Here is a 25,053-nt window from a genome sequence, read left to right as displayed (position 1 = left end):
GTACCGGGTCCGACCGGTGGTGGGTGGGCCAGACCCGGTCTGGCGGTGCGTACGAGAGGCGGGGTGCCGGGTGCGGTCACGCGACCCGGCACCCCGGAGGTCAGCCCTTGTTCTTGATCTGGCTGTTCCAGTGGTTGATCCACTCGGTCTCGTTCTTGCCGACCACGTCCCAGTTGACATCCAGCGGCTTGAGGTTGAGCTGGTTCAGCCACTCCGGCTTCTCGGCGATGTCCACCGCCGGGATCTGGTAGTAGTCCTTGGCCAGGTCGGCGCGGAGCGAGTCGTCGAACAGGAACTCGATGAACTTCTGCGCGCCGGTGGTGTTGCCGCCCTTGACCGCGGCCAGGCCATCGACCAGGACCGGAGCGCCGGAGGCCGGCATCACGTACCCGAACGGCATGTTGGACTGGTTGGCCTGGAGCAGGATGTCCTGCAGGTTCCAGGCGCTGAGGACGCCCTGCTGGCGGGACATCTTCAGGTAGAGGTCGGTCGGGTTGGCCGCGTACGCGCCGGTGTTGGCGTCGAGCTTCTTCAGCCAGTCGTAGCCGGGCTGCGGGTTGCTGCCGTCCGGCGACTGCCGCTGGATCATCGAGGCGTAGATCGAGCGCATCGTGCCGGAGGCCGCCACGTCACGGATGATGATCTTGTCCTTCCACTCCGGCTTCAGCAGGTCGTCCCAGTCCTTTGGGGCCTGCTCCGGGGTAAGGGCCTTGTTGTTGTACATGATGACCTCGGGCAGCAGAATCTCGCCGAACCAGCGGCCCTCGGGGTCCTTGAACTTGGCGTCCATCTTGCCGGCGAAGGAGGGCTGCCAGGGGGCGAGCAGGTCCTCGGTGGCCCCGGCGGCCAGCCCCTGCTGGGTGCCGCCCCACCAGACGTCGGCCTGCGGGTTGGCCTTCTCGGCCCGGACCCGCTCCAGGATCTCCTGCGCGCCGAGGTTGAGCACCTCGACCTTGCCCTTGTACTCGGGGTACTTGGCGGTGAACTTGTCGACGACGAAGGTGGCGACCTTCTTGTCGCGGGCCGTGTAGATCGTCAGCTTCTCGGTGCCGCCGGCGGCGTTGTCGTTCGAGCCGCCACCGCAGGCCGTGCCGGCGGCGAGGACGGCGGCGAGCGCTCCGGCGAGAAGGAGTCGACGTCTCATGTGGTACCTCCGAGGGGTGTGGGGGAAATGCGTTGTTCTGAGGGGAAGGTCAGGGGACCGGCGGCAGGGTGGACAGTCCCGCGGCGGCGGCGGAGAGCGCGTAGCTGACCGCGCCGTGCAGCACCGCCCGGTCGCCGAGGACCGCCCGGCGTACCTCGGTCGGGCTCGGCGCGGCGGCGGAGACCAGGGCCTGGAGCCGGTCCACTGCGGCGTCGTCCAGCTCGGCGGCAGCTCCGCTGAGCAGGACCCGGCCGGGGTCGACCACGCAGGCGCAGGAGACGATGAGCCGGGACCAGGCAGCGAGCACCTGGTCCAGGTAGGCAGCAGCCCGGTCGTCGGCGGCGGCCAGGTCCACCAGCGCCCGGACGGACGACTCGGGACGGCGACCCGGGGCCAGGGCCACCACCTGCTCGGCGATGGCGCTCTCCGACCAGCGGGCCTCGAACGGGCCGATCCCGTCGTGCCCCCGGTCGGCCGGATCCAGCGGCAGGAAGCCCACCTCGCCGGCCGCCCCGCCGGCACCACGACGGACCTGTCCGTCCAACACCAGGCCGGCGCCGATGCCGTCGGCCACGTGCAGCAGGAGGAGGTCGGCGACGTCCACGCCGGCACCGGCGGCGTGCTCGCCGGCGGCCATCAGGTTCACGTCGTTGTCCACCACCACCGGCACGCCGAGCCGCCGCTGGACCGACTCCCCTATCGGTTGCCCCTCGACCAGGCCGACCGACGGGGCGAGCCGGACCGCGCCACCGGAGGAGACGCCGGGGGCGGCGATGGCCACCCCGCGCAGCGCTGGCAGCCCGTCGCCGGCCAGCTCGGGCACCGCCTTGCAGATCAGGTCGACGATGCCGCCGGTGAGCCGGACCGTGCGGTGGGCGACCACCGCGCCGTCGCTGTCGGCGATCTCGCAGCTGATCCGGGACGGCTCCAGCGAGACGGCGGCGACCAGTTCGGCGCGCGGGTTGAACTCCAGCATCGCCCGTGGCCGTCCGGCCCGGGACGCGCCGGGTCCGCGCTCGATCAGGTAGCCCTCGGCGATCAAATCGCGAACCAAGGGGGTGAGCGTGGCCGGGCTCAACCCGGTGAGTTCGGTCAGCTCGGCACGGGAGAGCACCCGCACCTGGCGGGCGGCGGAGATCACGGAGAGCCGCTTGATCTCCTTCGACCGCTCCCGGCTCACCGGGCTCATCGGTGGCGTCACCACGTCAGTCACAGTTCCTTCCTACGGCGAACGAAGTATCTAGTCAAGTAACGAAAACGTCTCGGCCGCAGCAGGAGGCGGTGATGAGCTGCGGAAATGTCCACGGGTCGACTGCCGTGAGACAGCGGTCCGTCGCCGAGCCGGGTCCAGAAGCGCCCATTGACGACCACTTAGTTTCTTCCGCAAATTAAGAAAAAAGCTTCCACAGCATTGACGGTTCGCCGCGCTGGTCCCTAGCGTCACCGGCGAAGGCCTTCCAGTGTGTACGGAGTCCCGTGCCGCTGCGTACCCGGTGACCCCGGGCGCCGGTGGGCGCCCGCCGTCCCGCCGCCCACCCACCCGACTGTCCGAACACGACCGCCACGTCGACGCAGTGCGCGTCCGACGGCGATGGCCGCTGTCCGGACCTCGCCACAGCCGGAAGGATCCGCATGCGAATCAAGGCGTTCCTGCTACCCACGGCACTCGCCCTGGCCCTCTCCGGGGTCCCGGGCCCGGCTCTCGCCGCCCCCACGGCCAGCCGCCCCGCCGACGCCGTCGACCTCGACGTGCTCTTCGTCAGCGCCCACCCCGACGACGAGGCGGGCAGCCTCGCGACCCTGGGCCAGTGGAAGGAGCGATACGGCGCGAAGGCCGGCGTCGTCACCATCACCCGGGGCGAGGGCGGCGGCAACGCCGTCGGTCTCGAGGAGGGCCCACCACTCGGCATCATCCGGGAGCGCGAGGAGCGCACCGCGATCGGCAAGGCCGGGGTGGAGAACCTGTACAACTTGGACCGGGTCGACTTCTGGTACACCGCCTCCGCTCCGCTCTCGGAGCGGATCTGGGGGCACGACGACACGCTCGCCCAGATCGTGCGGGTGATTCGGCAGACCCGGCCGGAGATCGTGATGACGATGAACCCGTCACCGACCCCGGGCAACCACGGCAACCACCAGCAAGCCGCCCGGTTCGCCGCCGAGGCGTTCTACGCCGCCGCCGACCCGACGGCCTTCCCGGAGCAGCTCGCCAAGGAGGGCCTGCGGCCGTTCCGCCCGGCGAAGTTCCTGCGTACGGGTGGCACCGGCACCTCATCCGCCGGCCCGGCGTGCGCGTCGAGCTTCGTCCCCACGGTGCCGACCGACCAGGTCTTCGGCGTCTGGGAGGGCACCCCGAGCAGCACCGGGAAGAGCTGGGCGGAGATCGAGGTGGACGCCCGCCGCGACTACGCCACCCAGGGCTGGGCCGGCAGCGCCGCCGCCCCGACCGACCCCGCGAAGATCCGCTGCGACTTCTACACCCTGGTCGACAGCCGGATCCCGTACGACCCGGCGGACACCTCCCCGGAGGCGGTCCTGCGCGGCTCGGTGCTGCCGGCCGCGGCCGGCGAGCTGCCCCGGGGCACCGAGCTGTACCTGACCACCGACCGGTTCGACCTCGCCCCGGGCGAGACCGTCGAGGTGACCGCGCACATCCGGGCACCCCGGAACCAGGCCCTGACCTCGCCCCGGCTCGCGTTGCGGCTGCCGCAGGGCTGGACCGCCACCGACTCCGGCTCCCTGGGCGGCGCGGTGCCGGCGGGCGGGCAGCGGACCGCCACCTTCACCGTCACCGTGCCGGCCAACGCCGACACCAACCAGCAGCGGCTGGTCGGCGCGACCCTGACCACCGCGCAGGGCGCCGGGCGTACCGACCGGGCGGTCCGGGTGGTCGCCGACGTGCGGGGCACCCTGGAACCGCTGCCCGAGGTGGGTATCTTCCGGGACTGGGCCGGCGCGAGCGGTTACCCGCAGCTGGACACTCTGATCAAGCCGGTCCTCAGCCTCGGCTCCGCGCAGAGCCGTACGGTCCGGGTGGACCTGCGCAACCACGGCGAGACCGCGCAGCACGGCGAGGTCAGCCTCGGCCTGCCGAAGGGGTTCGCCGCTGACGCGGCCACGAAGAGCTACCCCGACCTGGCCCCCGGTGCGACCGGCGCGGTGAACTTCACCGTCACCAACACCGACGCCACCCTGCCCACCGCCAACTCCGGTGGCACGGACGGCGACTACGGGATCACCATCACCACCACCAGCGCCGTCGGCAGCACCGTCGAGACCGGCGCCCTGGAGCTCGTACCCACCAGCGAGGTGCCGCACGCCGGGACCGGCCATGCGGTGGACGGGGTGGCCACTCCCGGCGAGTACCCCGGCCCGGAGCTGGACCTCTCCCGGATCTGGGAGGGCGAGGCCACCACGCCGCAGGACGCCTCGGCGACCGGCCGGATCGCCTGGACGGAGGACGCCCTGAAGGTCCTCGTACAGGTCACCGACGACGTGCTCGGCACGAAGGTGGTGCCGCAGGACTGCAAGCGGCAGCGCCGCACCGACAGCGTGGAGATCATCGTCGACCCGAAGGGAAACTCGGCGGACACCTCCACCGTGTTCAAGGCGGGCATCTTCCCGGTCACCGACGACCCGACCAAGGGCGACCCGCCCTGCTGGCAGCGGGACGCCGACAACCGCCAGGGGCCGGGCGCGGCGACCGCGCCGGGGATGACCGTGGTCAGCAAGGTCAGTGCGCCGTACACCGGCTACACCATCGAGGCGAGTATTCCGTTCGCGGTGCTGCCGGACGCGGTCGACCCGGCCCGGATGGGCTTCAACGTGCTGGTCTACGACTCGGACACCCAGGACCTGACCTCCCAGTCCCGGCTGGGCTGGTCCACCTTCACCGGCGTACGGGCCGATCCGTACCGGTACGGCCTGGTCACCCTGCCCGGGTACGCGCCGGCGGCCCGCCAGCCGAGCGCGCCGGTCTTCCCCGACACCGCCGCGCGAAGCGTGCACAGCCCGCAGACCATCGCCCAGTCGGCGAGGGACGGAGTGGCCCCGGCGGCCGTGCCGCGGTTGCCGGCGACGGCGCTGCGGCTTACCGGCGCCCGTACGGTCACCGGCGGCGTCTCGGTCACTCTAGAGGCGGACCGGGCCGGCACCGCTTACCTGTACGGCTGGGACGGTGACCGGCCCACGGGCGACCGCACGGTGCCCCTGACCGCCGGCTCGCCGGTGACCGTGGTGGTGCCGGTGACCGCCGGTACCCCGACGTCGCTGCTGGCCGCATACGAGGCGGACGGCGCGGCGCTGGCCCGCCAGCTCCCCCTCCGCTGAGGCCGAAGGAAGGGCCCCTTGTCACCAGACGTCTGTCAACAAGGGGCCCTTCCTGTCAGCGCAGCCGGTAGACGGCCGTCCGGGAGTTCTCGAAGCGCAGGTCGGCGAGCGTGCGCAGCGCCGGTGACTCGGTACCGACCTGGCGGTCCACCACCAGCCAGCGCACCCCGTACCGGTCGCGCAGGGCGGCGAGTCCCGCGGCGGTCGGTGCGGTGAAGGCCCTGTCGTTGGCGCGTTGCCGGTCGGCGTCCCAGAACGGCGCGTACGGGCCGTCCGGCCGGCCGACCATCCGGGGCGCGAACGCCCACCCCTCGACCAGCACCGACCGCTCGGCGTAGCCGCTGAGCCAGAACGAGCGGGCGTCGCACCAGCCGTCCACCACCTCCCGGCAGTGCGCGTTGGTGGCGAGCACGTCGTCCGGGGCGCTGTGCGCCCGCACCCAGCGGGCCGCCTCGACCCGGGAGGCGGGCATCGCCACCACCGGGTACGCCCCGCCGTTCGGGTGGACCCGGGTCGCCGCGGCGTCCAGCACCAGCCCCGGCGCCCCGGCGGCCAGCACGGCGGTGAGCAGCAGCAGCCCGCCCCGGCCGGCCAGCCCGGGCCAGCGCCCCACCAGGGCCGGCCAGCACAGGGCCGCCAGCACCACCGGCACGGCCAGCACGGCGGCCCAGCGCAGCAGCGGCAGCACCGGGGCGTACGCGGGAACGGCCGGCGTGCTGACCGCGGAGTCGAGCTGCACCGCGGTGAGCAGCACGGCGAACCCGGCGGTGCCCGCGCCCAGCAGCCACCGGCCCCGGGCGGAGAGGGCGGCCCGCTCGGCCACCTCGGCCCAGCCCCAGGCGGAGAGCAGCACGCCGAAGGCGAACCCGGTCCGGGTGAAGTACTGGTTGCTGCTGCCGGGATGCCCGACGAGCAGGTAGATCGCCGGGCCGGCGAGCGCGCCGCCGAGCAGGAACACCTGCACCGGCTCGGGCCGCCACCGGCGCAGCCGCAGCAGGGCCAGGGCGCCGGCCACCCGGAGCTGGAGGTTGAGCAGGAACGCCAGCGCGACCAGCACCCAGAAGAGCGTGGTCACCCCGGCCGGACGGTCGGTCGGCACGTACGGGCGCAGCCCGGAGAGCGGGTCGAGGACCACCCCGTGGCTCTCGAAGGCGAACAGCACCGCGGTGGCGAAGAACTGCGCGGCCACCGCCAGCCCGGTGGCGACCAGCAGGCGCCGGGGCAGCCGGCGACGGACCACCAGGGTCACCGCGGCGGTGAGCCCGAGCGCGGCCAGCACCACCGGCAGCGAGCTGGCCTTCGCGCCGGTCGACGCGACCAGGAAGAGCGCCGCCAGCGCCCAGGCGCCGCGGCCCAGCGCGGGCACGGTCACCCCGCGGGCCCGGCCGGCGATCTCGCCGAGCGCGGCGATCAGCGGCAGCAGCAGCAGCCAGCTGTACGTCATCGACGGGCTGCCCCAGACGATGAAGGTGGCCTGGCTGCCGAAGAGCTGCCGCCAGCCGTTCTCGAAGCCGAACTCGCCCACGGTGAACAGCAGCGCGGCGGCCACCACCCCGGCGTACGGCCGGCCGCTGATCCGCCAGCCGACCACGGCCATCAGCACGGCGGCGAGCGCGCAGAGCGCGGGGACGGCGAGCCGGAACAGCACCGTGGGCAGGTCGACCCCGCTGACCAGGCTGGTGGCGGCCAGGTGGGCGAAGCCGAACCAGTGGTAGTGCAGCGGCTCCCCGGCGACCTGCGGCACCTCCGGCGGCACCTGGTGGGTGGCCGCCCCGGCGATGGAGAGCTGGAAGGCCAGGTCGATGTACTGGGCCTGCCCCTCGTCGGTGGGGAGCACCGGGTTGACGGCGAGGAACGAGCCGTACAGGTAGAGGGTGAAGCCGGCCACCACCCCGGCCAGCGACCAGGCCCAGCCCGCCGGGACCACGGTGGGGTGGCGGACCCGCCAGTGCCGGCGCAGCCGGGGCACCACGGCGAACGGCACCACCACGGCCAGCGGCCAGAGCCGCAGCCAGCCGGGCAGCCCGACGGCGGTGAACCCGGCCCAGGCGACCAGTTCCAGCACCAGGCCGACGGCCGCGCCCATGGCCAGGTCCTCGACCAGGGTGTGCGGCCGGCGCCGCAGCGCGCGGAACACCAGGGTGCCGGGGAGCAGCACGGCCAGCGACGCATACGCGGTCCAGCGGGCGATCGCGCCGGCCGGGGTGCCGGCGGCGAGCAGCACGGCCACCACGGCGGCGTACCCGGCGACGGCCGGCGCCCAGCGCAGGGCGGCCGGACGGCGGCGCGGGCCGACGCCCGCCGGGGCGGCGCCGGTGGCGAGCGCGGTCACCGCAGGCTGTCGGCCAGCTCGGCGGTGTCCGGGCGGGCCGGCCCGCCGGCGGCGCTGTCCCCGGCGACCACGTACGCGGGCCGGCCCTGGACGGCGGTGTAGATCCGGGCCACGTACTCGCCGAGCAGGCCGAGGCAGAGCAGCTGCACCGCGCCGAGGAAGAGGATCGCCACGTAGAGCGAGGGCCAGCCGCTGACCGTGGCGCCGGCGAACCAGGCCAGCACCGCCACCACCACCAGCACCCCGCAGACCGCCACGCCGACCAGGCCCAGCCAGGTGGCCACCCGCAGCGGGGCGGCGGAGAAGCTGGTGACGCTCTCGGCGGCCAGCCCGGCCATCCGGGACAGCGGGTACTTCGTCCGGCCGGCGGCGCGTTCCTGCCGCTCGTAGGTCACCTCGGCGCTGGGGAAGCCGAGCCAGGGCACCACCAGCCGGAGCACCGGGCTGCGCTCGGGCAGCTCCCGCAGCGCCTCGACCACGGCCCGGCTGAGCAGCCGGAAGTCGCCGGCCTGGGCGGGGACCTGCTCGCCGACCAGCCGCCGGACCAGGCGGTAGTAGCCGCCCGCGGTCCACCGTTTGAACCGGGTGTCCCGGCTGCGGTCGGCCCGCACGGCGTAGACCACGTCCAGGTCGTCGGCGCGGGCCCGGCGGAGCAGTTCGACGATCACCTCGGGGGGGTCCTGGAGGTCGGCGTCGATGCTGACCACGTGTCCGCCGCGGGCGCGGAGCAGGCCGGCGTGCAGGGCGGCCTGGTGCCCGCTGTTGCGGCGCAGCCGGAGCACCCGCAGCTCGGGCCAGCCGACCCGGAGCGCGGCCAGCGCCACCGGGGTGCCGTCGGTGCTGCCGTCGTCGACGGCCACCACCTCGTACGCCTCGCCGAGCCCGTCCAGCACGCCACGCAGCCGGACGGCGAGCAGCGGGAGGACGGCCTCCTCGTTGAAGATCGGCACCACCACGGAGAGGGCCGGCTGCGGCGCGGTCACGGCACTCGACCCTCCGTTTCGCTGGCGGCGGCGGACGCGGCCGACGCTACCAGTCGGGCAGGCCGGGGCCGGGCCCGTCGCCCGGGCCCACCCCGGTCAGGTGCCGCAGGTGGTGGCCGGCAGGCCGGACACCCGCACCGGCGAGCGGCCGGTCGGGCGGGCCTTGCCGGCGAGCACCGCGGCCAGCGCGGTCATCGACGCCCGGGTGGACGAGTAGGTGGCCAGCAGGTTCGGCGACTTCGCCCCGGCCAGCACGTACGGGGTGTCCATGGCCACCGTCACGGCGGCGTCGGCGCGCAGGTCCTTGCTCCCGTCGCCGTACCCGACGAGGTGCACCACGGTGCCGCCGCTCGGCACCACCTTCACGCCGGCGGCGGTGAGCGCCTCGGTGAGCGCGGCCCGGGTGCGGTCCCGCCCGGCGGAGGAGGTGACGGTGACCGGGCCGGCCACCGGGCTGCCGCAGCGGCCGCGCAGCATGGTGACCGCGGCGGCGGCGAGGTCGGCGGCGGCCTTGCGGTGCGCGGCGCTGTCCAGCGTCGACAGCGCCGGCGCCGGACGGTCGGCCAGCTTGAACTTCATGGTCAGCACCCGGGTGACCGCCTCGACCAGCCGGGTCCGGGGCAGTGAGCCGTCCTTGAGCGCGGCCCGCAGGCCGTCGTACGCCTGGCCCACGTTCGGGGTCATCAGGATGAGGTCGTTTCCGGCGTTCAGCGCCCGGACCGCGGCCTCCCCCGGCGACCACCGCTTGGCCGGCGCCATGTTCATCCCGTCGGTGATCACCACGCCCTGGAAGCCGAGCTGCCCGCGGAGCACGTCGGTGAGCAGCTTGCGGGAGAAGGTGGCCGGGGTGCCCGGGTCGATCGCCTTGACGTCCAGGTGGGCGGACATCACCGCCATGGCGCCGGCGTCGATCCCGGCGTGGAACGGCGGGAACGCGGTGCGGTCGAGCACGGCCCGGGACTGACTGACGACCGGCAGGTCGGTGTGCGAGTCGGCGGCGGTCAGGCCGTGCCCGGGGAAGTGCTTGACGGCGGCGCCGACCCCCTCGGCCTGCAACCCGCGGACCGCGCCGGCGACCTGGGCCGACGCGGTCGCCGGGTCGGCGCCGAAGGAGCGGGAGCCGATCACCGTGCTGCGGGTGGCCAGCACGTCGGCGACCGGGGCGAAGTCCAGGTTGACGCCCATGGCGGCCAGCTCGGCGCCGGCGGCCCGCCAGGCGGCCTCGGTGAGCGCCGGGTTGCCGGCGGCCCCGGCGGCCAGCGGGCTGGGCAGCAGGGTCACCCCGTCGGTGATCCGGGTGACCACGCCGTACTCCTGGTCGGTGCCGATCAGGAAGGGGGCGGGGCCGGCGGGCAGCCGGCCGGCGGCCGCGCGCAGGCCGTCGGTCAGCGCGCGGACCTGCTTCGGGTTGTCGACGTTGGTGGTGGCCTGGTTGCCCGAGGTGGGGTCGTCGGCGCTGAACCCGACGAGGATCAGCCCGCCGAGGCGGTATTTCGCGACCATCTCCGCGGGGGTGTCCACCCCGGCCAGCGCCCGGTTGCCGGCCGCCGAGCCGGGCGAGACCTTCGTCGCCGAGCTGCCGTACGCGTACGGCATCAGCACCTGGCCGACCAGGTCCTCGTCGGAGAGCGTCGCCACCAGGGCGGCCGCCCGGGCGGCCGGGTCGGCGCCGGTCGGGGCGGGGGCGGCCGACGACGGGGCCGGCGCCGGGCTCGACGGGGTCGCTCGGGGCCGTTCGGGCTCACCCGAGCACCCGGAGACGAGCAGCGCGGTCAGTGCGGCGAGCGCGACGCCGGCGCGGCGCGGGGAAATCGACACGGGCCCCACCGTATCGGGGCAACTTGGTCTTCCGTCACCCCACCCGGGTGAGCAGCGTCACCGGCGCGCCGTCACCGGCGTACCGGTAGGGCTCCAGTTCGGCGTCCCAGGCGGTGCCGAGCGCCTTGTCGAGGGCGTGCGCGAGCGCCTCCGGGGCCCGGGCGGACGCCATGATGCTGCGCAGCCGGTCCTCGCCGAGCTGGATGTCACCGGCCGCGCCGACGGTGGCCCGGAACAGGCCGCGCCCCGGGACGTACATGAAGCGCTCGCCGTCGGCCCCCGGGCTGGGCTCCTCGGTCACCTCGAAACGGATCATGGGCCACTGCCGGAGGGCAGCAGCCAGTTCGGCGCCCGTCCCCGGGCTGCCGGTCCACCCGCACTCGGCGCGCCGCGCCCCGGGATCGACGGGCTGGGCCGTCCAGTGCAGGTTGACCGGCGCGGCGAGGACGCGCGCGATCGCCCACTCGACGTGCGAGCACACGGCGAGCGGGGTCGAGTGGACGTATACGACGCCACGCGTTGGCACGGTGACCTCCCGGTGAGCCGAGGTGCGTCTTCCCCTACGACCTCGTCCACGCGAGTGGCCTCTGCAACACATGATGACCTGAGTGACGGATGGTGCGCCAGCGAATCGGAAAATTCGCCGGTGCCCGGGGCCGGGAAATACCCGGGCGGCTGACCCGGTTGTGCTCCCTGACGGCGCGACGACCAGCCAGGCGTCGTGGTCGTGTACAGTTCTCTGGGCGGTTCTGTGCCGCCGCACGTCTTCGCGGGCTGACGCTCACCCCGGGCGTCAAACCGCACATACAGCCCCCGGACGTTTTCCGTCCTCCCGTACGTCTGCAAGGAGTACCTCCGTGGCGAGCAACACCTCTAAGACCGCGCGCGCGTCAGTCCGGGCCGGCCAGGCTGGCCAGGGTGGCGCCCTCAGCGTGCTGGGCGAGTTCAAGTACGTGATCCCGCTGAACGGCGGCAAGCACGCCTACGTGCGCAACCTGACCAACGGCAAGACCGCGCACCTGCGCACCGACTCCGAGGCCTTCGTCGAGGAGATCCGGGTGCTGGCCGCCGCCGGCCACGCCGCCAAGGTCCGCGCCGAGCTCAACGCGCTGGCCGCCACCCACCCGGACCACGGCTGGGACAAGACCGAGAAGCGTCTCGTCGAGGCCGGCGTCTTCGAGGGCTGAGCGCCCTCACCCGCGACACCACGAACCGCCCGCCGGGTCACCCCGGCGGGCGGTTCTGCGTTTCTCAGTCCTCCGGCAGCAGCGCCACCTCGCCGGTGGCCAGGTCGTAGAGGGCGCCGACCACGGCGACCTCCCCGGCCGCCACCGGGCGGGCCAGCAGGTCGTCGGCGCGCAGGGTGCCGACCGTGCGCCGGACGTGCCGGCGGATGGCGAGCCGGTGGGCGTCCGGATCGTCCGCGCCGACCTCGTACACCGCCGGAGCGATCCGGTCCACCACGTAGCCCAGCGCGCCGCCCGGCCGCCGCCCGGTGCGCAGGGCCTCGACCGCCGAGCCCACCGCGCCGCAGCGCTCGTGCCCGAGCACCATCACCAGCCGCACGCCGAGCTGCCCCACCACGTACTCGATGGAGCCGCAGACCGCCCGGTCGAGCACGTGCGCGCCGGTACGAATCACGCAGATCGAGCCGAACGTCTGGTCGAAGATCGCCTCCAGCGGCACCCGCGAGTCGATGCAGCCCAGCACCACCGCGTACGGCTGCTGATCGCCGGAGGCCACCGCCGCGGCGGCCGTGACGTCGTGGCCGTGCACCGGCTGCCCGCTGACGAAGCGGCGGTTGCCGGCGAGCAGCTCGGCCAGGGCGGCCCGGGGCTTCCGGGCGGCGGGGGCGGGCGGCATGCCTACAGCCTGGCCACCGACCCGACGTCGCGAAGCCGGTTGCGAATCTTCTCACCACCCCGGTTGCCGTGCTGTCATGACGGGTACGCCGGTGTCACCGCCGGGTCACTCCGGTGCAGACACCGGTCGGCCCGGGGGAGGTGGACCCATGCCCCAGCACCTGGAGGTGCGGCTTCCTGACGGCGTACGCCTACACGTGGCGACGACCGGGCCGGTCGACGCCGAGGTCACCGTGATCCTGCTGCACGGCTGGACGCTGGACGGGCGCAGCTGGCACCGCCAGCTCGCCGACCTGCGCGCCCGCTTCGGCGACCGGGTCCGGGTGGTGACCTACGACGCCCGCGGGCACGGCCGGTCGAGCTGCATGGCGCTGCGCACGGCCACCGTGGCCCAGCTCGGCGACGACCTGGCCGCGGTGGTCGACCAGATCGTCCCGTCCGGAAAGATCGTGCTGGTGGGGCACTCGATGGGCGGGATGACCGTGATGGAGTACGCCCACCGCCACCCCGACCACTTCGCCGCCCGCACCGCCGGCCTGGTCTTCGTCTCGACCACCGCCGAGGGCCACACCCACACCGCCTACGGGCTCTCCCCCCGGATCGCCCGGCTGATCCGGCTCGCCGAGACCACCGGGGCCGGGGTGCTGGCCCGCTGCGGCGCCTGGCGCCCGCCGCACGCGCTGCTGCGCGCGCTGCGCCCGAGCATCCGCTGGATGCTCTTCGGCGACCGCTGCGAACCGGCCGACATCCGGCTGGTCACCTCGGCGGTGGCGCACGCCTCGCTGCGCTCGATCGGCGGGTTCCGCGCCTCGATCGGGGCCCAGCACCGGCTGGACACCCTCGCGGCCCTGGGCCGGCTGCCGGCCGCCGCGCTGGTCGGCGACCGGGACCGGCTCACCCCGCCGCCCTGCGCCGAGTCGATCGCCGCGGCGCTGCCCACCACCGAACTGACCGTCTGCCCGGGCGCCGGCCACATGCTGATGATGGAGCGCCCCGACGAGGTGAACACCGCCGTGGCCGGGGTGCTGCACCAGGTGCTCACGGGGCGGGACGCGGGAACGTCCGGGGAGCGGGTGGGAACGCCCGGATAACGGGCAACCCGCACCGGCGGGCAGGCGGCAGCGGCATGGCCCCGACAATGGCGGGGCGGGCGGCCCGTACCCTCATTCAGCCCGCCGTCTGACCACAGGAGCCCCCGCATTGAGCGACCAGACCACCCTGGAACGGGAGATCGCCGTCGAACAGCGGCATCTCGACCGGGTGTACGCCCGGCTGGCCGAACTGCGTCGGTCGGCCGCCGACGCCGAGCGGGAGGGCTACCGGTTGGCCCGGGTCGGCAACTTCGGCGCGCTGGTCGAGCGGGACGCGATGGTCTTCCACGCGGCGCAGCGCCGGCACGTGCTGGACGCGGAGCACGAGGGGCTGGTCTTCGGCCGGCTGGACCTGCGCACCGGGCAGGTGCTGCACGTGGGGCGGCTCGGCGTGCGCGGGGAGAACGCCGAGACCCTCGTGGTGGACTGGCGCGCGCCGGCCGCCGCCGCGTTCTACCAGGCCACCCCGGCCGAGCCGCGCGGCGTGGTGCGGCGGCGCACGATCCAGTCGTCGGCGGAGCAGGTCACCCGGATCGAGGACGACCTGCTGGACCCGGAGTCGGCGCCGCCGGAGATGGCGGTGGTCGGCGACGGCGCACTGCTGGCCACCCTGTCCCGGGCCACCGGCCGGGGCATGCGGGACATCGTGGCCACCATCCAGCGTGAGCAGGACGAGGCGATCCGCTCCCCCGGCAACAGCGTCACGATCGTCTCCGGCGGCCCGGGCACCGGCAAGACCGCGGTGGCGCTGCACCGGGCCGCGTACCTGCTCTACTCCGACCGCGCCCGGTACGCCGGCGGCGGCATCCTGGTGGTCGGCCCGTCGAGCGTGTTCGTCCAGTACATCGCCTCGGTGCTCCCCTCGCTCGGCGAGGAGACGGCCACCCTGCACTCGCTCGGCTCGCTCTTCCCCGGCCTGTCCGTGACCCGCACCGATCCGCCCGAGGTGGCGGCGGTCAAGGGGTCGCTGCGGATGCGCCGGGTGCTGGAGCGCGCGGTCCGGGACGCGGTGCCCGACTCCCCCGCCGAGCTGCGCCTGCTCTACCGGGGCGAGCTGCTCCGGCTGGAGCGCGCCGAGCTGGACGCGATCCGGGATCGGACGCTGTCCCGCGGCGCGCGCCGCAACGAGGTGCGCCGGGCCGCCTTCGACGCGGTCCTCGCCGCGCTCTGGGCGCAGGCCCGCGCGCTGCGGATCGGCCGGCTGCCGGAGCAGCCCGCGTTCGAGGACGAGATCATCGAGCGGCCGGAGTTCCGCGACTTCCTCAAGGCCTGGTGGCCCCGGCTGCACCCGCGTCACGTGCTGGCCTGGCTGGCCCGTCCGGAGCGGCTGCGCCGGTACGCCGGCGGCGTCCTCTCCGGCGCGGAGATCCGGCTGCTGACCGGCGCGTACCGGAGCCTGGACGCCGAGGGGCTGACCATCGCCGACGTGGCGCTGGCGGACGAGCTGGACGCGCTGCTCGGCCGGCCGGTGCAGCGGGCGAAGCCGAAGCGGGACCCGTTCCAGCTGGCCGGCGGCGTCCGCGAGTTGAGCACGCTCGCCGACCGGCAGCGCGCCGCCCGGGCCGCGGCCCGGGAGCGTCCGGAGGACTACCGCGACTACGCCCACGTGGTGGTCGACGAGTCGCAGGACGTCTCGCCGATGCAGTGGCGGATGATCGGCCGGCGCGGCCGGCTGGCCTCCTGGACGGTGGTGGGCGACCCGGCGCAGACGGCCTGGACCGGCGACCCGCAGGAGCTCGCCCGGGCCCGGGACCAGGCGCTGGGCCGGCGCCGCCGGTACCGCTACGAGCTGACCACCAACTACCGCAACTCGGCGGAGATCTTCGCGGTGGCGGCCGCGGAGATCCACCGCGTCCACCCGGATCTCGCGCTGCCCACCGCGGTCCGCTCCACCGGCGTGGCGCCGGTCGAGCTGACCGTGCCCGCCGTCGAACTGCCGGCCGCCACCGCGGCGGCGGCCCGCACGCTGCTGGCCGAGGTCGAGGGCACGGTGGGCGTGATCACGCCGGTGCCACGCCGCGACGAGGTGGCCGGCTGGCTGGGCGACCTCGGTGGCCGGCTCCAGGTGGTGACCAGCCTCCAGGCCAAGGGGATGGAGTACGACGGGGTGGTGCTGGTCGCACCGAGCGAGATCCGGGCCGATCCCGGGTCGGGCGTCCGCACCCTCTACGTGGCGCTCTCCCGGGCCACCCAGCGCCTGACCACGCTCGACCCGGTCGGCTGACGACGGCTCCAGCCGCGGCGTTCACTTGCACATATAGCGATGTGAGCATAGATTGAGCCCGGCCGGTGCGACGGACGAGAGGGTGTGGGCGTGGGCGCAGGTCATGACCACAGCGGCGCGGTGGTCAACGCCGCGCACCGCCACCGGGGTCGACTCTGGGGCGCCTTCGCGCTGCTCACCGCCCTGATGGTGGTCGAGGCGGTGGCCGCGTTCGCCACCGGCTCGCTGGCCCTGCTCTCCGACGCCGGCCACATGTTCACCGACGTCCTCGGCATCGGCATGGCCCTCGCCGCGATCACCGCCACCCGGCACGCGGACACCGACCCGCAGCGCACCTTCGGGCTCTACCGCCTCGAGGTGCTGGCCGCGCTGGCCAACGCGGTGCTGCTCGGCGCCGTGGCCGTCTACGTCCTGGTCGAGGCGGTACGCCGGTTCGGCGAGCCGCCGGAGGTGCTCGCCGGGCCGATGCTCGCCGTGGCGGTGCTCGGCCTGCTCGCCAACATCGCCGCGTTCGCGCTGCTGCGCCCCGGCGCGGAGGAGAGCATCAACCTGCGCGGGGCGTACCTGGAGGTGCTGGGCGACCTGCTCGGCTCGCTCGGGGTGATCGGCGCCGCCGTGGTCATCGCGGTCACCGACTGGTGGTGGGCCGACCCGCTGGTCGCCGTGGCGATCGGGCTGTTCATCCTGCCCCGCACCTGGCGGCTCGGCCGGGCCGCGGTCCGCATCCTGGTGCAGGCCGCCCCGGAACACCTCCAGGTGACCGCGGTGCACGACCGGCTGGCCGCGGTGCCCGGCGTCGCCGAGGTGCACGACCTGCACGTCTGGACGCTCACCTCGGGCATGGAGGTGGCCTCGGCGCACCTCACCATGGCCCCGGGCGCCGAGGTCGGCGAGGTGCTGGCCGCCGCCCGGGCCGCGCTGCACGAGGACTTCTCGATCGACCACGCCACGTTGCAGATCGAACCCGGAGCGTCGCCCGGGGCCTGCGGCGCGGTCGAGTGGTAATTAGGACAATCTTAAATTCAAGTGGCTATTGTACACTTATGCCGGTTTTGACCGGGGCACGTGCTCCCACCAGCGGAGCCGTCCCGGGCCAGCGCCGGTAGGCTCGGTCGCGGCCTCCGCCGGGCGGCGCCCACCGGCGCCTGCGGTGGCCGTCGCCTAATCGCCCGCAGGGCGAGCCGGGGAACCACGTTCGTGGGGTGCATCCGCGTCAGCGGTAGGGATCTTCCGTCCCGAACCCGTCAGCTAACCCGGTCGGCGGTTGACGGAAGGACACGTGAATGCCCCCAGTGGCACCTGTACGACGGACGGTCGCCCGGTTGGCGGCCCTGCTCGTCGCGACGCTCGCCCTCGGCGTCGTGACCGCGCCGGTCTCCCCCGCCTCGGCGGCTCCCCCGACCGGTCTGCTCGCCGCCGCACCCGGCGACGACGAGGGCGGCACGCCGGCGCTGCGCGCCCAACTCGACGCGGCCAGCAAGGGCTGGCTGGAGGCGCGGACCGCGCTGAACCGCTCGGTCACCCGGCAGCAGCAACTCACCGCCCAGCTCAAGACGGTCAACGCCGAGTTGACCGTCCGGGACGCCAAGGTCGGCGAGATCGCCGGGGTGGCGTACCGGGCCGGGCGGATGGGCACGGCCGCGGCGCTGCTCGACAGCAGCAGCCCGCAGGGCTTCATGGACCGCGCCGCGGCGCTGGAGCAGGTGGCCGCGCACGAGGACCGGGCCCTGCGCGACCTGATCGAGACCCGGGACGAGGCCACCCGCACCCAGGATGCGCTCACCGGCGAGATCCAGGAGCAGCGCAAGCAGGTCGCGGTGATGGCCAAGCGCAAGCAGCAGGCCGAGCGCGCCCTGGAGGTGGCGAACAAGCGGGCGTCAAGCAGCGGCGGCGGCAGCGTCCAGGGCACCTCGTCGGCGAACGCCAAGCCGGCCCCGCGCAACGCCGACGGCTCCTGGCCGCCGGAGTCGTGCAGCGTCAACGACCCGACGCCGGCCGACGGCTGCATCACCCCGCGTACGCTGCACGCGCTCCAGCAGGCCAAGGCGGCCGGCTTCACCCGGTACGTCTCCTGCCACCGGCCCAGCGGCTCGGGCGAGCACCCGAAGGGGCGGGCCTGCGACTTCGCCGCGCAGAAGGACGGCTTCGGCGGCGTGGCCACCGGCGGCGACAAGACCTACGGCAACAACCTGGCCGCCTACTTCATCCGCAACGCCGACGCGCTCGCCGTGCTCTACGTGATCTGGTACAAGCAGATCTGGCTGCCCAGCAGCGGCTGGAAGGCGTACAGCGGCGGCAACGGCGACCCGTCCAGCGACCACACCAACCACGTGCACCTGTCGGTGTACTGACCGCTCCGCCCCGGCGACACCCGGCCTACGCCCCACGGCGTACCCCGGGTGTCGCCGGGCGGCCCACGACGCGGCGCCCGCGGCGGCCGAGCATCGGGGGCATGAGTAGACGACTCTCCCCCGCCGGACGCAAGGCCCTGCTCACCCTGCACCTGGTCACCTCGCTGGGCTGGCTCGGCGCCGACCTGGTGCTGCTCAGCCTCGGCGTGGCCGGGCTGCGCGGGGCCGACCCCGACGTGGTCTATCCGGCGGCCGCGCTCCTGGTCACCTGGCTGTTCGCCCCGCTGAGCGTGGTGGTCTGGCTGTTCGGGCTGGCCAGTGCGCTGCTCACCCCGTGGGGACTGCTGCGCTGGCGCTGGGTGCTGGTGAAGTTCGCCGTCACCACGGTGGTGCTCACGCTCGTGCTGCTCCTGCTCACCCCGCGGGTCCGGCACCTCGGTGAGCTGGCCGGGGCGGCCGACGCCCATCTGCGCGTCGACCTGGTGGTCGCGCCGACCGTCTCCAGCACGCTGCTGCTCGTCGTCACGGTGCTGTCCACGTACAAGCCGTGGGGGCGGCTGCGGCCGGCCCGACCGGCGGCCCGGCGACCGGTGCCCGCCGGACGCGCCGGCTGAGTCAGGCCGCCGACCCCTCCAGGGTGGCGCCGAGCCGGCTGGCCAGCCCGAGGTGGGCCGCCCGGGCCTGCCGGAAGGCGTAGCCGAACAGCGGCGCCGGGGCGGAGAGGGTGATCTCCACGTCGATCCGCACCACCCCGTCGGGCTCGTCGCGCAGCCGGGTGTGGTTGCGCACCGTGGTGGCCGGCTGCTGCCGGGCCACGGTGACCACCTCGTCCTCGTTGGCGATCAGCACGTCGGCCTGGTAGGTGACCGGGAAGTGCAGCGGGCCGAGCGCGAGCCGGTCGGTGATCGCGTAACTGGCCAGCGCGCCCGGCCGGGGCGGCAGTTGCCGGACCCGGACGATCAGCGGATGCAGCTCGCCCTGCCGGCTCAGGTCGCCGAGCAGGGCCACCGCGTCCGCCCGGGTGCACCGGGCCTGCACGGTGTAGCTGAAGCTGTCGCTGCTGAGCAAGCGGTACCCCCTCGCCGTCGTGGGTCCGCACGATCGTCCCGTACCGGAGCCGGGCTGGCAACGGGTCGGAAGTCCCAGGCCGCGTGCCGGGCGCGCCGCACCGGACCGGCGAGCCGGCGGAGCACGCGCGGCCCCGGCGCCGTCAGGGCGGCGAGCTGGAGTCGATCAACAGCGGACGCTCAGGCGCCCGGGAGCACCTCGGGGGTGCTGTCGGCGAACCAGGGCTCGGGCGCGCCGAAGAGGCCGAGCAGGCCGGTCACCCAGAGCTGGCGGTGCACGAACCGGCTCGGCTCGGTGACCACCAGCTTGACGCCGCTGACCTCGCAGGTCTGGAAGCCGGCGACCATGGCGCTGATGCCGACCGAGTCGATGAAGGTGACGAGCCGCATGTTGAGCTCGATCCGGGAGGGGCGGCCCTTGGCGAGCACCTCGGCAATCGCTTCCCGCACCTCGTACGCGGTGTCGACGTCGATCTCCCCACGCGGGGCGATCTGGACCACACCACCCGACAGCACCGACTTCACGATCGACAGGCTCACGCGAGCACCTCCACTCGCCCATCTGGGCGCCTCATCAGTACGCGGGCCGCGACCGAGAGTATTCCTCCGACGGCCTCGGTCGCCACCCCTCGGGATGAGCAATTCGCGGACTGGGCACACCTGGGCATCCCAATCCGGACCTTCGGTCTCCCTTTTTCCCCGCGGCGCGGGTCCCAACCGGTCGGTCGACCGGTCACGAGGCCGCCCGATCCGCCGACCCAGGGTAGCGGGCCGGCGCATGCCCGGGTGGCACCCGCCCCGGCGCGTTCGGGTGGTTCGTCCGGTGAGCGCCCTGCTCGGCCGCGACCCGCGCGGTCCGGGGTGTTTGCGCCGGGTCCGGCCGGGGCACTGGCCCCGGTGAGCGAACCGTCACGCGCCGGATGACCCGAAGTCCGAACTGGCCGCCGGACTTCGGCCCCCCGAGGAGGTAACACGATGTTCGGATCCACTCTGCTGGACCGCCGCAGCAAGCCCGAGCGGGTCGCCGACCAGGCGTGGCAGCACCTGCTCTCCACCGTCGGCTCCGCCGGTGACAGCGTGCGGGACGCCGCCCGCTCGGCCCGCCGCAACTCCTCCGGCCTCGCCGACGACGCGACCGACCTGGTCGGGTCCGCCGCCGAGGAGGCCCGCCGCCGGGCCAGCCTCGCCTTCGACGCGCTAGCCGGCCGCCGGCCGGCGCTGCCCTGGACGCTGCTGATCGCCGCGGCGCTGGCTGGCGCGGCGATCGGCTGGGCCGCCGGCACCGCCGCGCGGGCCGCCGGCAGCCGGGAGCGGGACGTCGACGAGATCGAGTTCGTCGACGTCGACCGCCCCAACTCCCCCGCCGGCCTGGACGGCTGAGCCGGACACCACGGTGGCCGTCCCCGACGTCGGGGACGGCCACCGTGGTGTGTGCGGAGTCGTCAGTGGGCGGTGCAGGAGAGCGTCGACGCGCGGTTGGCGCCCGGGTAGGTGCCGGTGAAGCCCACGGTGGTGACCCCACCGACGCCGAGGTTGCCGTTCCAGCCGGCGTCCCGGACCGTCACGGCCGACCCGGTCTGCGTGTACGACCCGTTCCAGAGCTGGGTGATCTTCTGGCCGTCCGGGAAGGTCCAGGCGACGGTCCACCCGGCGATCGGGGCGGTGCCGGAGTTGCGCACCGTCACCTCGCCCTGGAAGCCGCCCGGCCACGAGTTCGTCACCGCGTAGGTGGCCGCGCAGCCGCCGCCGGTCGGCGACGGGCTGGGCGAGGTGGGCGACGGGCTCGGGGACGTCGGCGACGGGCTGGGCGACGTGGGCGTCGGGCTCGCCGAGGTGGGCGTCGGGCCGGGCGTGCCGCCGAGCCGGTCCGCGACCAGGACGCCCCGGCCGTTGGTGCCCAGGTAGACCCGGCCGTAGACCCGCGGGTCCCCGGTGAGCGCCTCGCCCGCGTTGCCGTACTGGTGCTGGTCGTCGTTGATCCGCACCCAGGCCGCGCCGGCGTTGTCCGAGCGGTACACGCCGTGCGTGCCGTCGATGGTGCCCACGGTGAACAGCGCGGGGTAGGTCTGCCCGGGGGCGGCCCTGCCGAAGCCCACGTTGACGGCCGAGGTGACGCCGGCGAGCTTCGTGAAGCTCGCGCCGGAGTCGGTCGAGTGCCACAGCCCGCCCTCGCCGGCCAGCCACAGGTCGCCCTCCCGGCCGGGCACGGCCTTGAACTTGACCCCGGTGCTGGGCAGCCCGGTCGCCGCGGTGGCGGTGAAGCTGGCGCCGCCGTTGGTGCTGAGGTAGAACCGCCCGCCGCTGACGCCGTAGAACCGGTTCGGGTCGACCCGGTCGGACTCGACGACCGCGTTGGCAGGGATGCCGGTCGCGGCGGTCCACGAGGTCCCGAAGCCGACCGAGCGGACCACCGGCTGACCCGGGTCGCCCGGCGCCCAGACGAACTGGCTGCCGTCGGCGGACGCGGCCACCGTGCCGCCGCTGTTGATCCCGGACGGCTCGGTGCCCTGGAACCAGTTCGCGCCGCCGTCGATGGAGAACGCGACGTGGCTGTCGTTGGGGCGGTCCGCGTCGGTGAAGTTGCCGGCCCGCACCAGTACCGCCGGCTTGGTCTCGGCGTAGTCGAGGCTGGTGGTGCTCGTGAAGACCGGCTGGGTGAAGATCATCGGCGGCACCGCTGCCAGGTCCGTGTGGCGGAAGCCGCCGATGTCACCGAGCGCGCTGACCAGCGGCGCGCCCGAGGGCGGGCTGACCAGGTCGAGCACCGCCGTCTCCTCCAGCCCCTTGACCATCGGCCGGATGGTGACCTGGCCGCCGGTGTCCCACTTCGTCAGGTCGGTGGTGCCGTAGACGGTGGCGCCGGTGCCGTACATCATCCGGTTGCTGTCGAACGGGTCGATCTCCAGCGACTCGTTCATCCAGCCCAGTTTCGGGCTCTCCTCCGGCGGGGACGGGTTGGTGCCGAAGGTCAGCCAGGGCACCGCGGAGATGTCCATCGTGTACTTCTTCGCGCGGTTGGGATAGCCGGCGAAGTCCCAGATCCGGGTCCAGGTGGCGCCGCCGTCGGTGCTGCGCCAGAAGATGGCGTCCGGCCACCAGGAGACCTGGGTGGCGACCATCAGGGTGTTCGGGTGCTGCAGGTCGATGGTCAGCCCGGAGTAGCCGAAGTAGGCGTCGGCGCTGGACGACGGGACCGGGCTGATCTGCGTCCAGGCGCCGGTGGCCCGGTTGAACTTCCACACGTCGCCCTTGCCACCGTCGTACGGGCCGCCGGTGTCGCTGGTGGCGATGTAGAGGTAGCCGCCGACGGGGTCGACCACGCCCTTGTGGGCAAGGTAGCCGGTGGGCTGGCCGGGGATCCGCTCCCAGGTGGCGCCGCCGTCGGTGCTCCGGTAGACCGGATTCTGCTTGTCGGCCACGCCCACGTAGACGGTCTTCGTGGCGGTGCCGGCCGTACCCGTGCTCTTGTCGAAGCTGACCCAGGTCAGGCCCTGGTTCTGGCTCTGGTAGCCGGAGCTGTCGTTCGGGTCGGCCCGGTAGTTGCCGACGTTCGGGAAGCTGGCCACCCGGGCCCAGGTGGCGCCGTAGTCGGTGCTGCGCCACAGGCCGTTGCCGCCCTCGGCCCCGTAGTAGACGATGCTGTTCCGGTTCGGGTCCACGGCGAGGCGCTCTCCCATGCCGCGGCCGGGCATGTTGCCGCCGTTCTTGAACGGCAGCGCGGTGGCCTGCCAGGTGGCGCCCTTGTCGGTGGAGCGCAGGATCGCCCCGTTGTTCGGGTCCCAGTCGTTGGTGTACATGCCGACCGCGGCGTACACCCGGTTGGTCTGCACCGGGTCGGTGGCGAGGCTGACCACGCCGTTCCAGCCCCACCTGTCGGCGCCGACCCAGTCCAGCAGCGGCGTCCAGGACTGGGTCGACTGCTCCCAGCGGTACGCCCCGCCGATGTCGGTGCGGGCGTAGACCAGGTTCTTCTCGGTCTGGTTGAAGATGATGCCGGGGACGAAGCCGCCGCCGTCGATCCGGACGTTCTTCCAGCCGTACGGCTCGGCCGCCGCGGCGGCGGCCGGGGTGGCGGGTGCGGCGGCGAGCTGCACGACGGCCGCCGCGGTGGCGGCCAGCGCGGCGGCGGCCACACCGGCGAGACTTCTGCGCATGGGCGGTTCCTCTCGGTTGCCGGGGTGGTGGAACGGGAGCGACGCGGTGGCGGTCGGCGGACGACCGCGCCCTGACGACGTCGGGGGATCTCGGGGAGCTGCCCAGGGCTCCCGTCGGCGTGCTTGGCTCCCACAGCCGAGGGACATTCACCTTAACCGTTGTCTGCGCGCTTTGGAAGCGCTCCCAAGAACGTCGTCCACCCGGATCGGGTGAGGACAGGTCACCCGGGACACGCACAGGATCGGAGTTGCGGGACTCCGTGCCGGCCGCGGAGCCCGGCGGACCGCGAACCGATCCCGGGAGGGGAGGCCAGCATGGCCACCGCGACGACCACCCGTACCGACCAGGAGATCCAGTCGGCCGTCCTGGACGAGCTGACCTGGGAACCCCGGGTACGCCCCAACGAGATCGGGGTGACCGTCACCGAGGGGGTGGTGACGCTGACCGGCGGGGTGGACAGCTACGCCAAGAAGTGGGCCGCCGAACGCGCCGCCCACCGGGTGCCCCGGGTCCGGGCGGTCGCCAACGACCTCGCCGTCCGGATCGCCACCTCGGCCGAGAAGAGCGACCCGGAGATCGCCACCGCGGCGAGCCGCGCCCTGGAGTGGGACGCGTTCGTGCCGATCGAGGCCCTCAACGTGACCGTCGCCGACGGCTGGGTCACCCTGCACGGCGAGGTGGAGTGGGAGTACCAGCGCCGCGCCGCCGAGCGCTCGGTCGCCCGGCTCAAGGGCGTACGCGGGGTGAGCAACGGCATCACCGTGCGGCCCAGCGCCCGGGCCGACGGGCGCGACCTGGCCGAGCGGATCGTGGACGCGCTGGCCCGCAACCGCGCCACCGAGGCGGAGGGGATCAGCGTCCGGGTGCACGGCGACACCGTGCTGCTGGAGGGGCTGGTCCACTCGGCCGGCGAGCGCGAGGAGATCGAGCGGGTGGTGTGGAGCGCGCCCGGCATCCGGGAGGTGCACAACCACGTGACCGTGGGGCGGTGAAACCGGACCACCCGGGCCGGGTGATCCCGGCTCACCCCGCCGCGGGCGAGGGTGGGAACCATGAGTGATCCGAACTGGCTGATCACCCCCGGGCGCCCCGCGCCCGGGTTCGCCCTGCCGGCCACGCCCGATGGGCGGGTGGTGGCCTGATGACCACGCAACTGCAGGTCACCACCGCCCGGCTGAGTCTTCCGGTGACCGCGACGGACCACGCCCGCGGGCCGGCCGACGCGCCGGTCACCCTTGTGGAGTACGGCGACTTCCAGTGCCGGTTCTGCGGGGCCGCGTACCGCAACCTGGCCGAGGTGCTGCGCCAGCGCGCCGACACCGTCCGGCTGGTCTACCGGCACTTCCCCATCGTCAACGTCCACCCCTACGCGGAGAGCGCGGCGGAGGCCGCCGAGGCGGCCGGCCGGCGGGGGCGGTTCTGGGAGATGCACGACTGGCTCTACGAGCACCAGGACCAGCTCGACCCGGTGCACCTGTCGCTCGGCGTCGAACAGCTCGGGCTGCCGCCCGAGGAGGTCGGCGCGGAGGTGGCGGGGCAGGCCCACGCCGACCGGGTCCGGCGGGACTTCGTCGGCGGTATTCGCAGCGGGGTCAACGGGACCCCGACGCTCTTCGTCAACGAGGTGCGCCACGACGGCGGCTACGACCTGGCGGAGCTGCTGGCCGTCGTGGACGCCGCGGCGACCGCCTAGGCCG

20 protein-coding genes and 1 riboswitch are annotated in these 25,053 nt (G+C 74.1%); of the genes, 10 read left to right on the top strand and 10 right to left on the bottom strand.

The genetic code is table 11. The annotated features are described in order from the left end of the window. Positions 1–100: 100 nt before the first annotated feature. Positions 101–1,144, bottom strand: coding sequence for an extracellular solute-binding protein (locus AB0F68_RS22045; protein ID WP_357341424.1), 1,044 nt, complete (start codon positions 1,142–1,144; stop codon positions 101–103). 49 nt (positions 1,145–1,193) lie between these two features. Next, positions 1,194–2,357 (bottom strand): ROK family protein, encoded by a 1,164-nt coding sequence (locus tag AB0F68_RS22040; protein ID WP_357341423.1) that lies wholly within the window; start codon positions 2,355–2,357, stop codon positions 1,194–1,196. 419 nt (positions 2,358–2,776) lie between these two features. Between AB0F68_RS22040 and AB0F68_RS22035 the strand changes: the two genes are divergently transcribed. After that, on the top strand, positions 2,777–5,473 hold the full coding sequence (locus tag AB0F68_RS22035) for a sugar-binding protein (RefSeq protein ID WP_357341422.1): 2,697 nt from the start codon (positions 2,777–2,779) through the stop codon (positions 5,471–5,473). Positions 5,474–5,528: 55 nt separating this feature from the next. Here AB0F68_RS22035 and AB0F68_RS22030 read toward each other — a convergent pair whose 3' ends face one another. The 4 genes from AB0F68_RS22030 to AB0F68_RS22015 form a co-directional block, all read right to left on the bottom strand. Next, positions 5,529–7,805 (bottom strand): hypothetical protein, encoded by a 2,277-nt coding sequence (locus AB0F68_RS22030; RefSeq protein WP_357341421.1) that lies wholly within the window; start codon positions 7,803–7,805, stop codon positions 5,529–5,531. Then, entirely contained in the window at positions 7,802–8,788 is a 987-nt protein-coding gene (locus tag AB0F68_RS22025) for a glycosyltransferase family 2 protein (RefSeq protein WP_357341420.1), read from the bottom strand. Before AB0F68_RS22025 ends, AB0F68_RS22030 begins: the two co-directional genes overlap by 4 nt. A 96-nt stretch (positions 8,789–8,884) precedes the next feature. Next, the gene (locus tag AB0F68_RS22020) at positions 8,885–10,615 is read right to left on the bottom strand and encodes a glycoside hydrolase family 3 protein (RefSeq protein ID WP_357341419.1); all 1,731 of its coding nucleotides are present in this window, start codon (positions 10,613–10,615) and stop codon (positions 8,885–8,887) included. Between the two features lie 25 nt (positions 10,616–10,640). After that, on the bottom strand, positions 10,641–11,132 hold the full coding sequence (locus AB0F68_RS22015) for a DUF3145 domain-containing protein (RefSeq protein ID WP_357341418.1): 492 nt from the start codon (positions 11,130–11,132) through the stop codon (positions 10,641–10,643). 331 nt (positions 11,133–11,463) lie between these two features. On the opposite strand from AB0F68_RS22015, the gene AB0F68_RS22010 reads away from it, so the two are divergent. Further along, positions 11,464–11,793: a hypothetical protein gene (locus tag AB0F68_RS22010; RefSeq protein WP_357341417.1), complete on the top strand. Its 330-nt coding sequence runs from the start codon at positions 11,464–11,466 to the stop codon at positions 11,791–11,793. 64 nt (positions 11,794–11,857) lie between these two features. Here AB0F68_RS22010 and AB0F68_RS22005 read toward each other — a convergent pair whose 3' ends face one another. Then, on the bottom strand, positions 11,858–12,469 hold the full coding sequence (locus AB0F68_RS22005; RefSeq protein ID WP_357341416.1) for a carbonic anhydrase: 612 nt from the start codon (positions 12,467–12,469) through the stop codon (positions 11,858–11,860). A gap of 148 nt (positions 12,470–12,617) precedes the next feature. Between AB0F68_RS22005 and AB0F68_RS22000 the strand changes: the two genes are divergently transcribed. From AB0F68_RS22000 to AB0F68_RS21980, 5 genes are all read left to right on the top strand, one after another. Continuing rightward, positions 12,618–13,559 carry an alpha/beta hydrolase gene (locus AB0F68_RS22000; RefSeq protein ID WP_357341415.1) on the top strand — a complete coding sequence of 314 codons (942 nt, stop codon included), beginning with the start codon at positions 12,618–12,620 and terminating at the stop codon, positions 13,557–13,559. A gap of 109 nt (positions 13,560–13,668) precedes the next feature. Next, positions 13,669–15,783: an AAA family ATPase gene (locus AB0F68_RS21995; protein WP_357341414.1), complete on the top strand. Its 2,115-nt coding sequence runs from the start codon at positions 13,669–13,671 to the stop codon at positions 15,781–15,783. Positions 15,784–15,873: 90 nt separating this feature from the next. Continuing rightward, positions 15,874–16,788, top strand: coding sequence for a cation diffusion facilitator family transporter (locus AB0F68_RS21990; RefSeq protein WP_357341413.1), 915 nt, complete (start codon positions 15,874–15,876; stop codon positions 16,786–16,788). Positions 16,789–16,931: 143 nt separating this feature from the next. Continuing rightward, positions 16,932–17,062, top strand: a riboswitch (cyclic di-AMP (ydaO/yuaA leader). 4 nt (positions 17,063–17,066) lie between these two features. Next, on the top strand, positions 17,067–18,134 hold the full coding sequence (locus AB0F68_RS21985; protein ID WP_357341412.1) for a hypothetical protein: 1,068 nt from the start codon (positions 17,067–17,069) through the stop codon (positions 18,132–18,134). A 101-nt stretch (positions 18,135–18,235) separates the two neighbouring features. Further along, on the top strand, positions 18,236–18,748 hold the full coding sequence (locus AB0F68_RS21980) for a hypothetical protein (protein ID WP_357341411.1): 513 nt from the start codon (positions 18,236–18,238) through the stop codon (positions 18,746–18,748). A gap of 1 nt (position 18,749) precedes the next feature. Here the strand turns inward: AB0F68_RS21980 and AB0F68_RS21975 are convergent, their stop codons facing one another. Then, positions 18,750–19,202, bottom strand: a complete 453-nt coding sequence (locus AB0F68_RS21975) for an SRPBCC family protein (RefSeq protein WP_357341410.1) — start codon at positions 19,200–19,202, stop codon at positions 18,750–18,752. Positions 19,203–19,381: 179 nt separating this feature from the next. Further along, the gene (locus tag AB0F68_RS21970; protein ID WP_357341409.1) at positions 19,382–19,741 is read right to left on the bottom strand and encodes an STAS domain-containing protein; all 360 of its coding nucleotides are present in this window, start codon (positions 19,739–19,741) and stop codon (positions 19,382–19,384) included. A gap of 435 nt (positions 19,742–20,176) precedes the next feature. On the opposite strand from AB0F68_RS21970, the gene AB0F68_RS21965 reads away from it, so the two are divergent. Further along, positions 20,177–20,581, top strand: a complete 405-nt coding sequence (locus AB0F68_RS21965) for a hypothetical protein (RefSeq protein ID WP_357341408.1) — start codon at positions 20,177–20,179, stop codon at positions 20,579–20,581. 62 nt (positions 20,582–20,643) lie between these two features. On the opposite strand, the gene AB0F68_RS21960 is transcribed toward AB0F68_RS21965, so the two are convergent. Further along, complete coding sequence (locus AB0F68_RS21960) at positions 20,644–23,355, bottom strand: cellulose binding domain-containing protein (protein WP_357341407.1); 2,712 nt, start codon at positions 23,353–23,355, stop codon at positions 20,644–20,646. A 315-nt stretch (positions 23,356–23,670) separates the two neighbouring features. Between AB0F68_RS21960 and AB0F68_RS21955 the strand changes: the two genes are divergently transcribed. Then, the gene (locus AB0F68_RS21955) at positions 23,671–24,348 is read left to right on the top strand and encodes a BON domain-containing protein (protein ID WP_357341406.1); all 678 of its coding nucleotides are present in this window, start codon (positions 23,671–23,673) and stop codon (positions 24,346–24,348) included. Between the two features lie 149 nt (positions 24,349–24,497). Then, positions 24,498–25,049, top strand: coding sequence for a DsbA family protein (locus AB0F68_RS21950; protein WP_357341405.1), 552 nt, complete (start codon positions 24,498–24,500; stop codon positions 25,047–25,049). Positions 25,050–25,053: the final 4 nt, after the last annotated feature.

The organism is Micromonospora sp. NPDC023966 (assembly GCF_040639095.1).
Taxonomy (GTDB): Bacteria; Actinomycetota; Actinomycetes; order Mycobacteriales; family Micromonosporaceae; genus Micromonospora.
Note: the sequence above shows the minus strand (reverse complement) of the source record. Positions and strands in the feature narration are given on the sequence as shown.

Coding starts and splice junctions, on each gene's coding strand:
- AB0F68_RS22045 (WP_357341424.1), bottom strand. CDS start 1,144: ATGAGACGTCGACTCCTTCTCGCCGGAGCGCTCGCCGCCGTCCTCGCC.
- AB0F68_RS22035 (WP_357341422.1), top strand. CDS start 2,777: ATGCGAATCAAGGCGTTCCTGCTACCCACGGCACTCGCCCTGGCCCTC.
- AB0F68_RS22005 (WP_357341416.1), bottom strand. CDS start 12,469: ATGCCGCCCGCCCCCGCCGCCCGGAAGCCCCGGGCCGCCCTGGCCGAG.
- AB0F68_RS22000 (WP_357341415.1), top strand. CDS start 12,618: ATGCCCCAGCACCTGGAGGTGCGGCTTCCTGACGGCGTACGCCTACAC.
- AB0F68_RS21985 (WP_357341412.1), top strand. CDS start 17,067: ATGCCCCCAGTGGCACCTGTACGACGGACGGTCGCCCGGTTGGCGGCC.
- AB0F68_RS21980 (WP_357341411.1), top strand. CDS start 18,236: ATGAGTAGACGACTCTCCCCCGCCGGACGCAAGGCCCTGCTCACCCTG.
- AB0F68_RS21965 (WP_357341408.1), top strand. CDS start 20,177: ATGTTCGGATCCACTCTGCTGGACCGCCGCAGCAAGCCCGAGCGGGTC.
- AB0F68_RS21960 (WP_357341407.1), bottom strand. CDS start 23,355: ATGCGCAGAAGTCTCGCCGGTGTGGCCGCCGCCGCGCTGGCCGCCACC.
- AB0F68_RS21955 (WP_357341406.1), top strand. CDS start 23,671: ATGGCCACCGCGACGACCACCCGTACCGACCAGGAGATCCAGTCGGCC.
- AB0F68_RS21950 (WP_357341405.1), top strand. CDS start 24,498: ATGACCACGCAACTGCAGGTCACCACCGCCCGGCTGAGTCTTCCGGTG.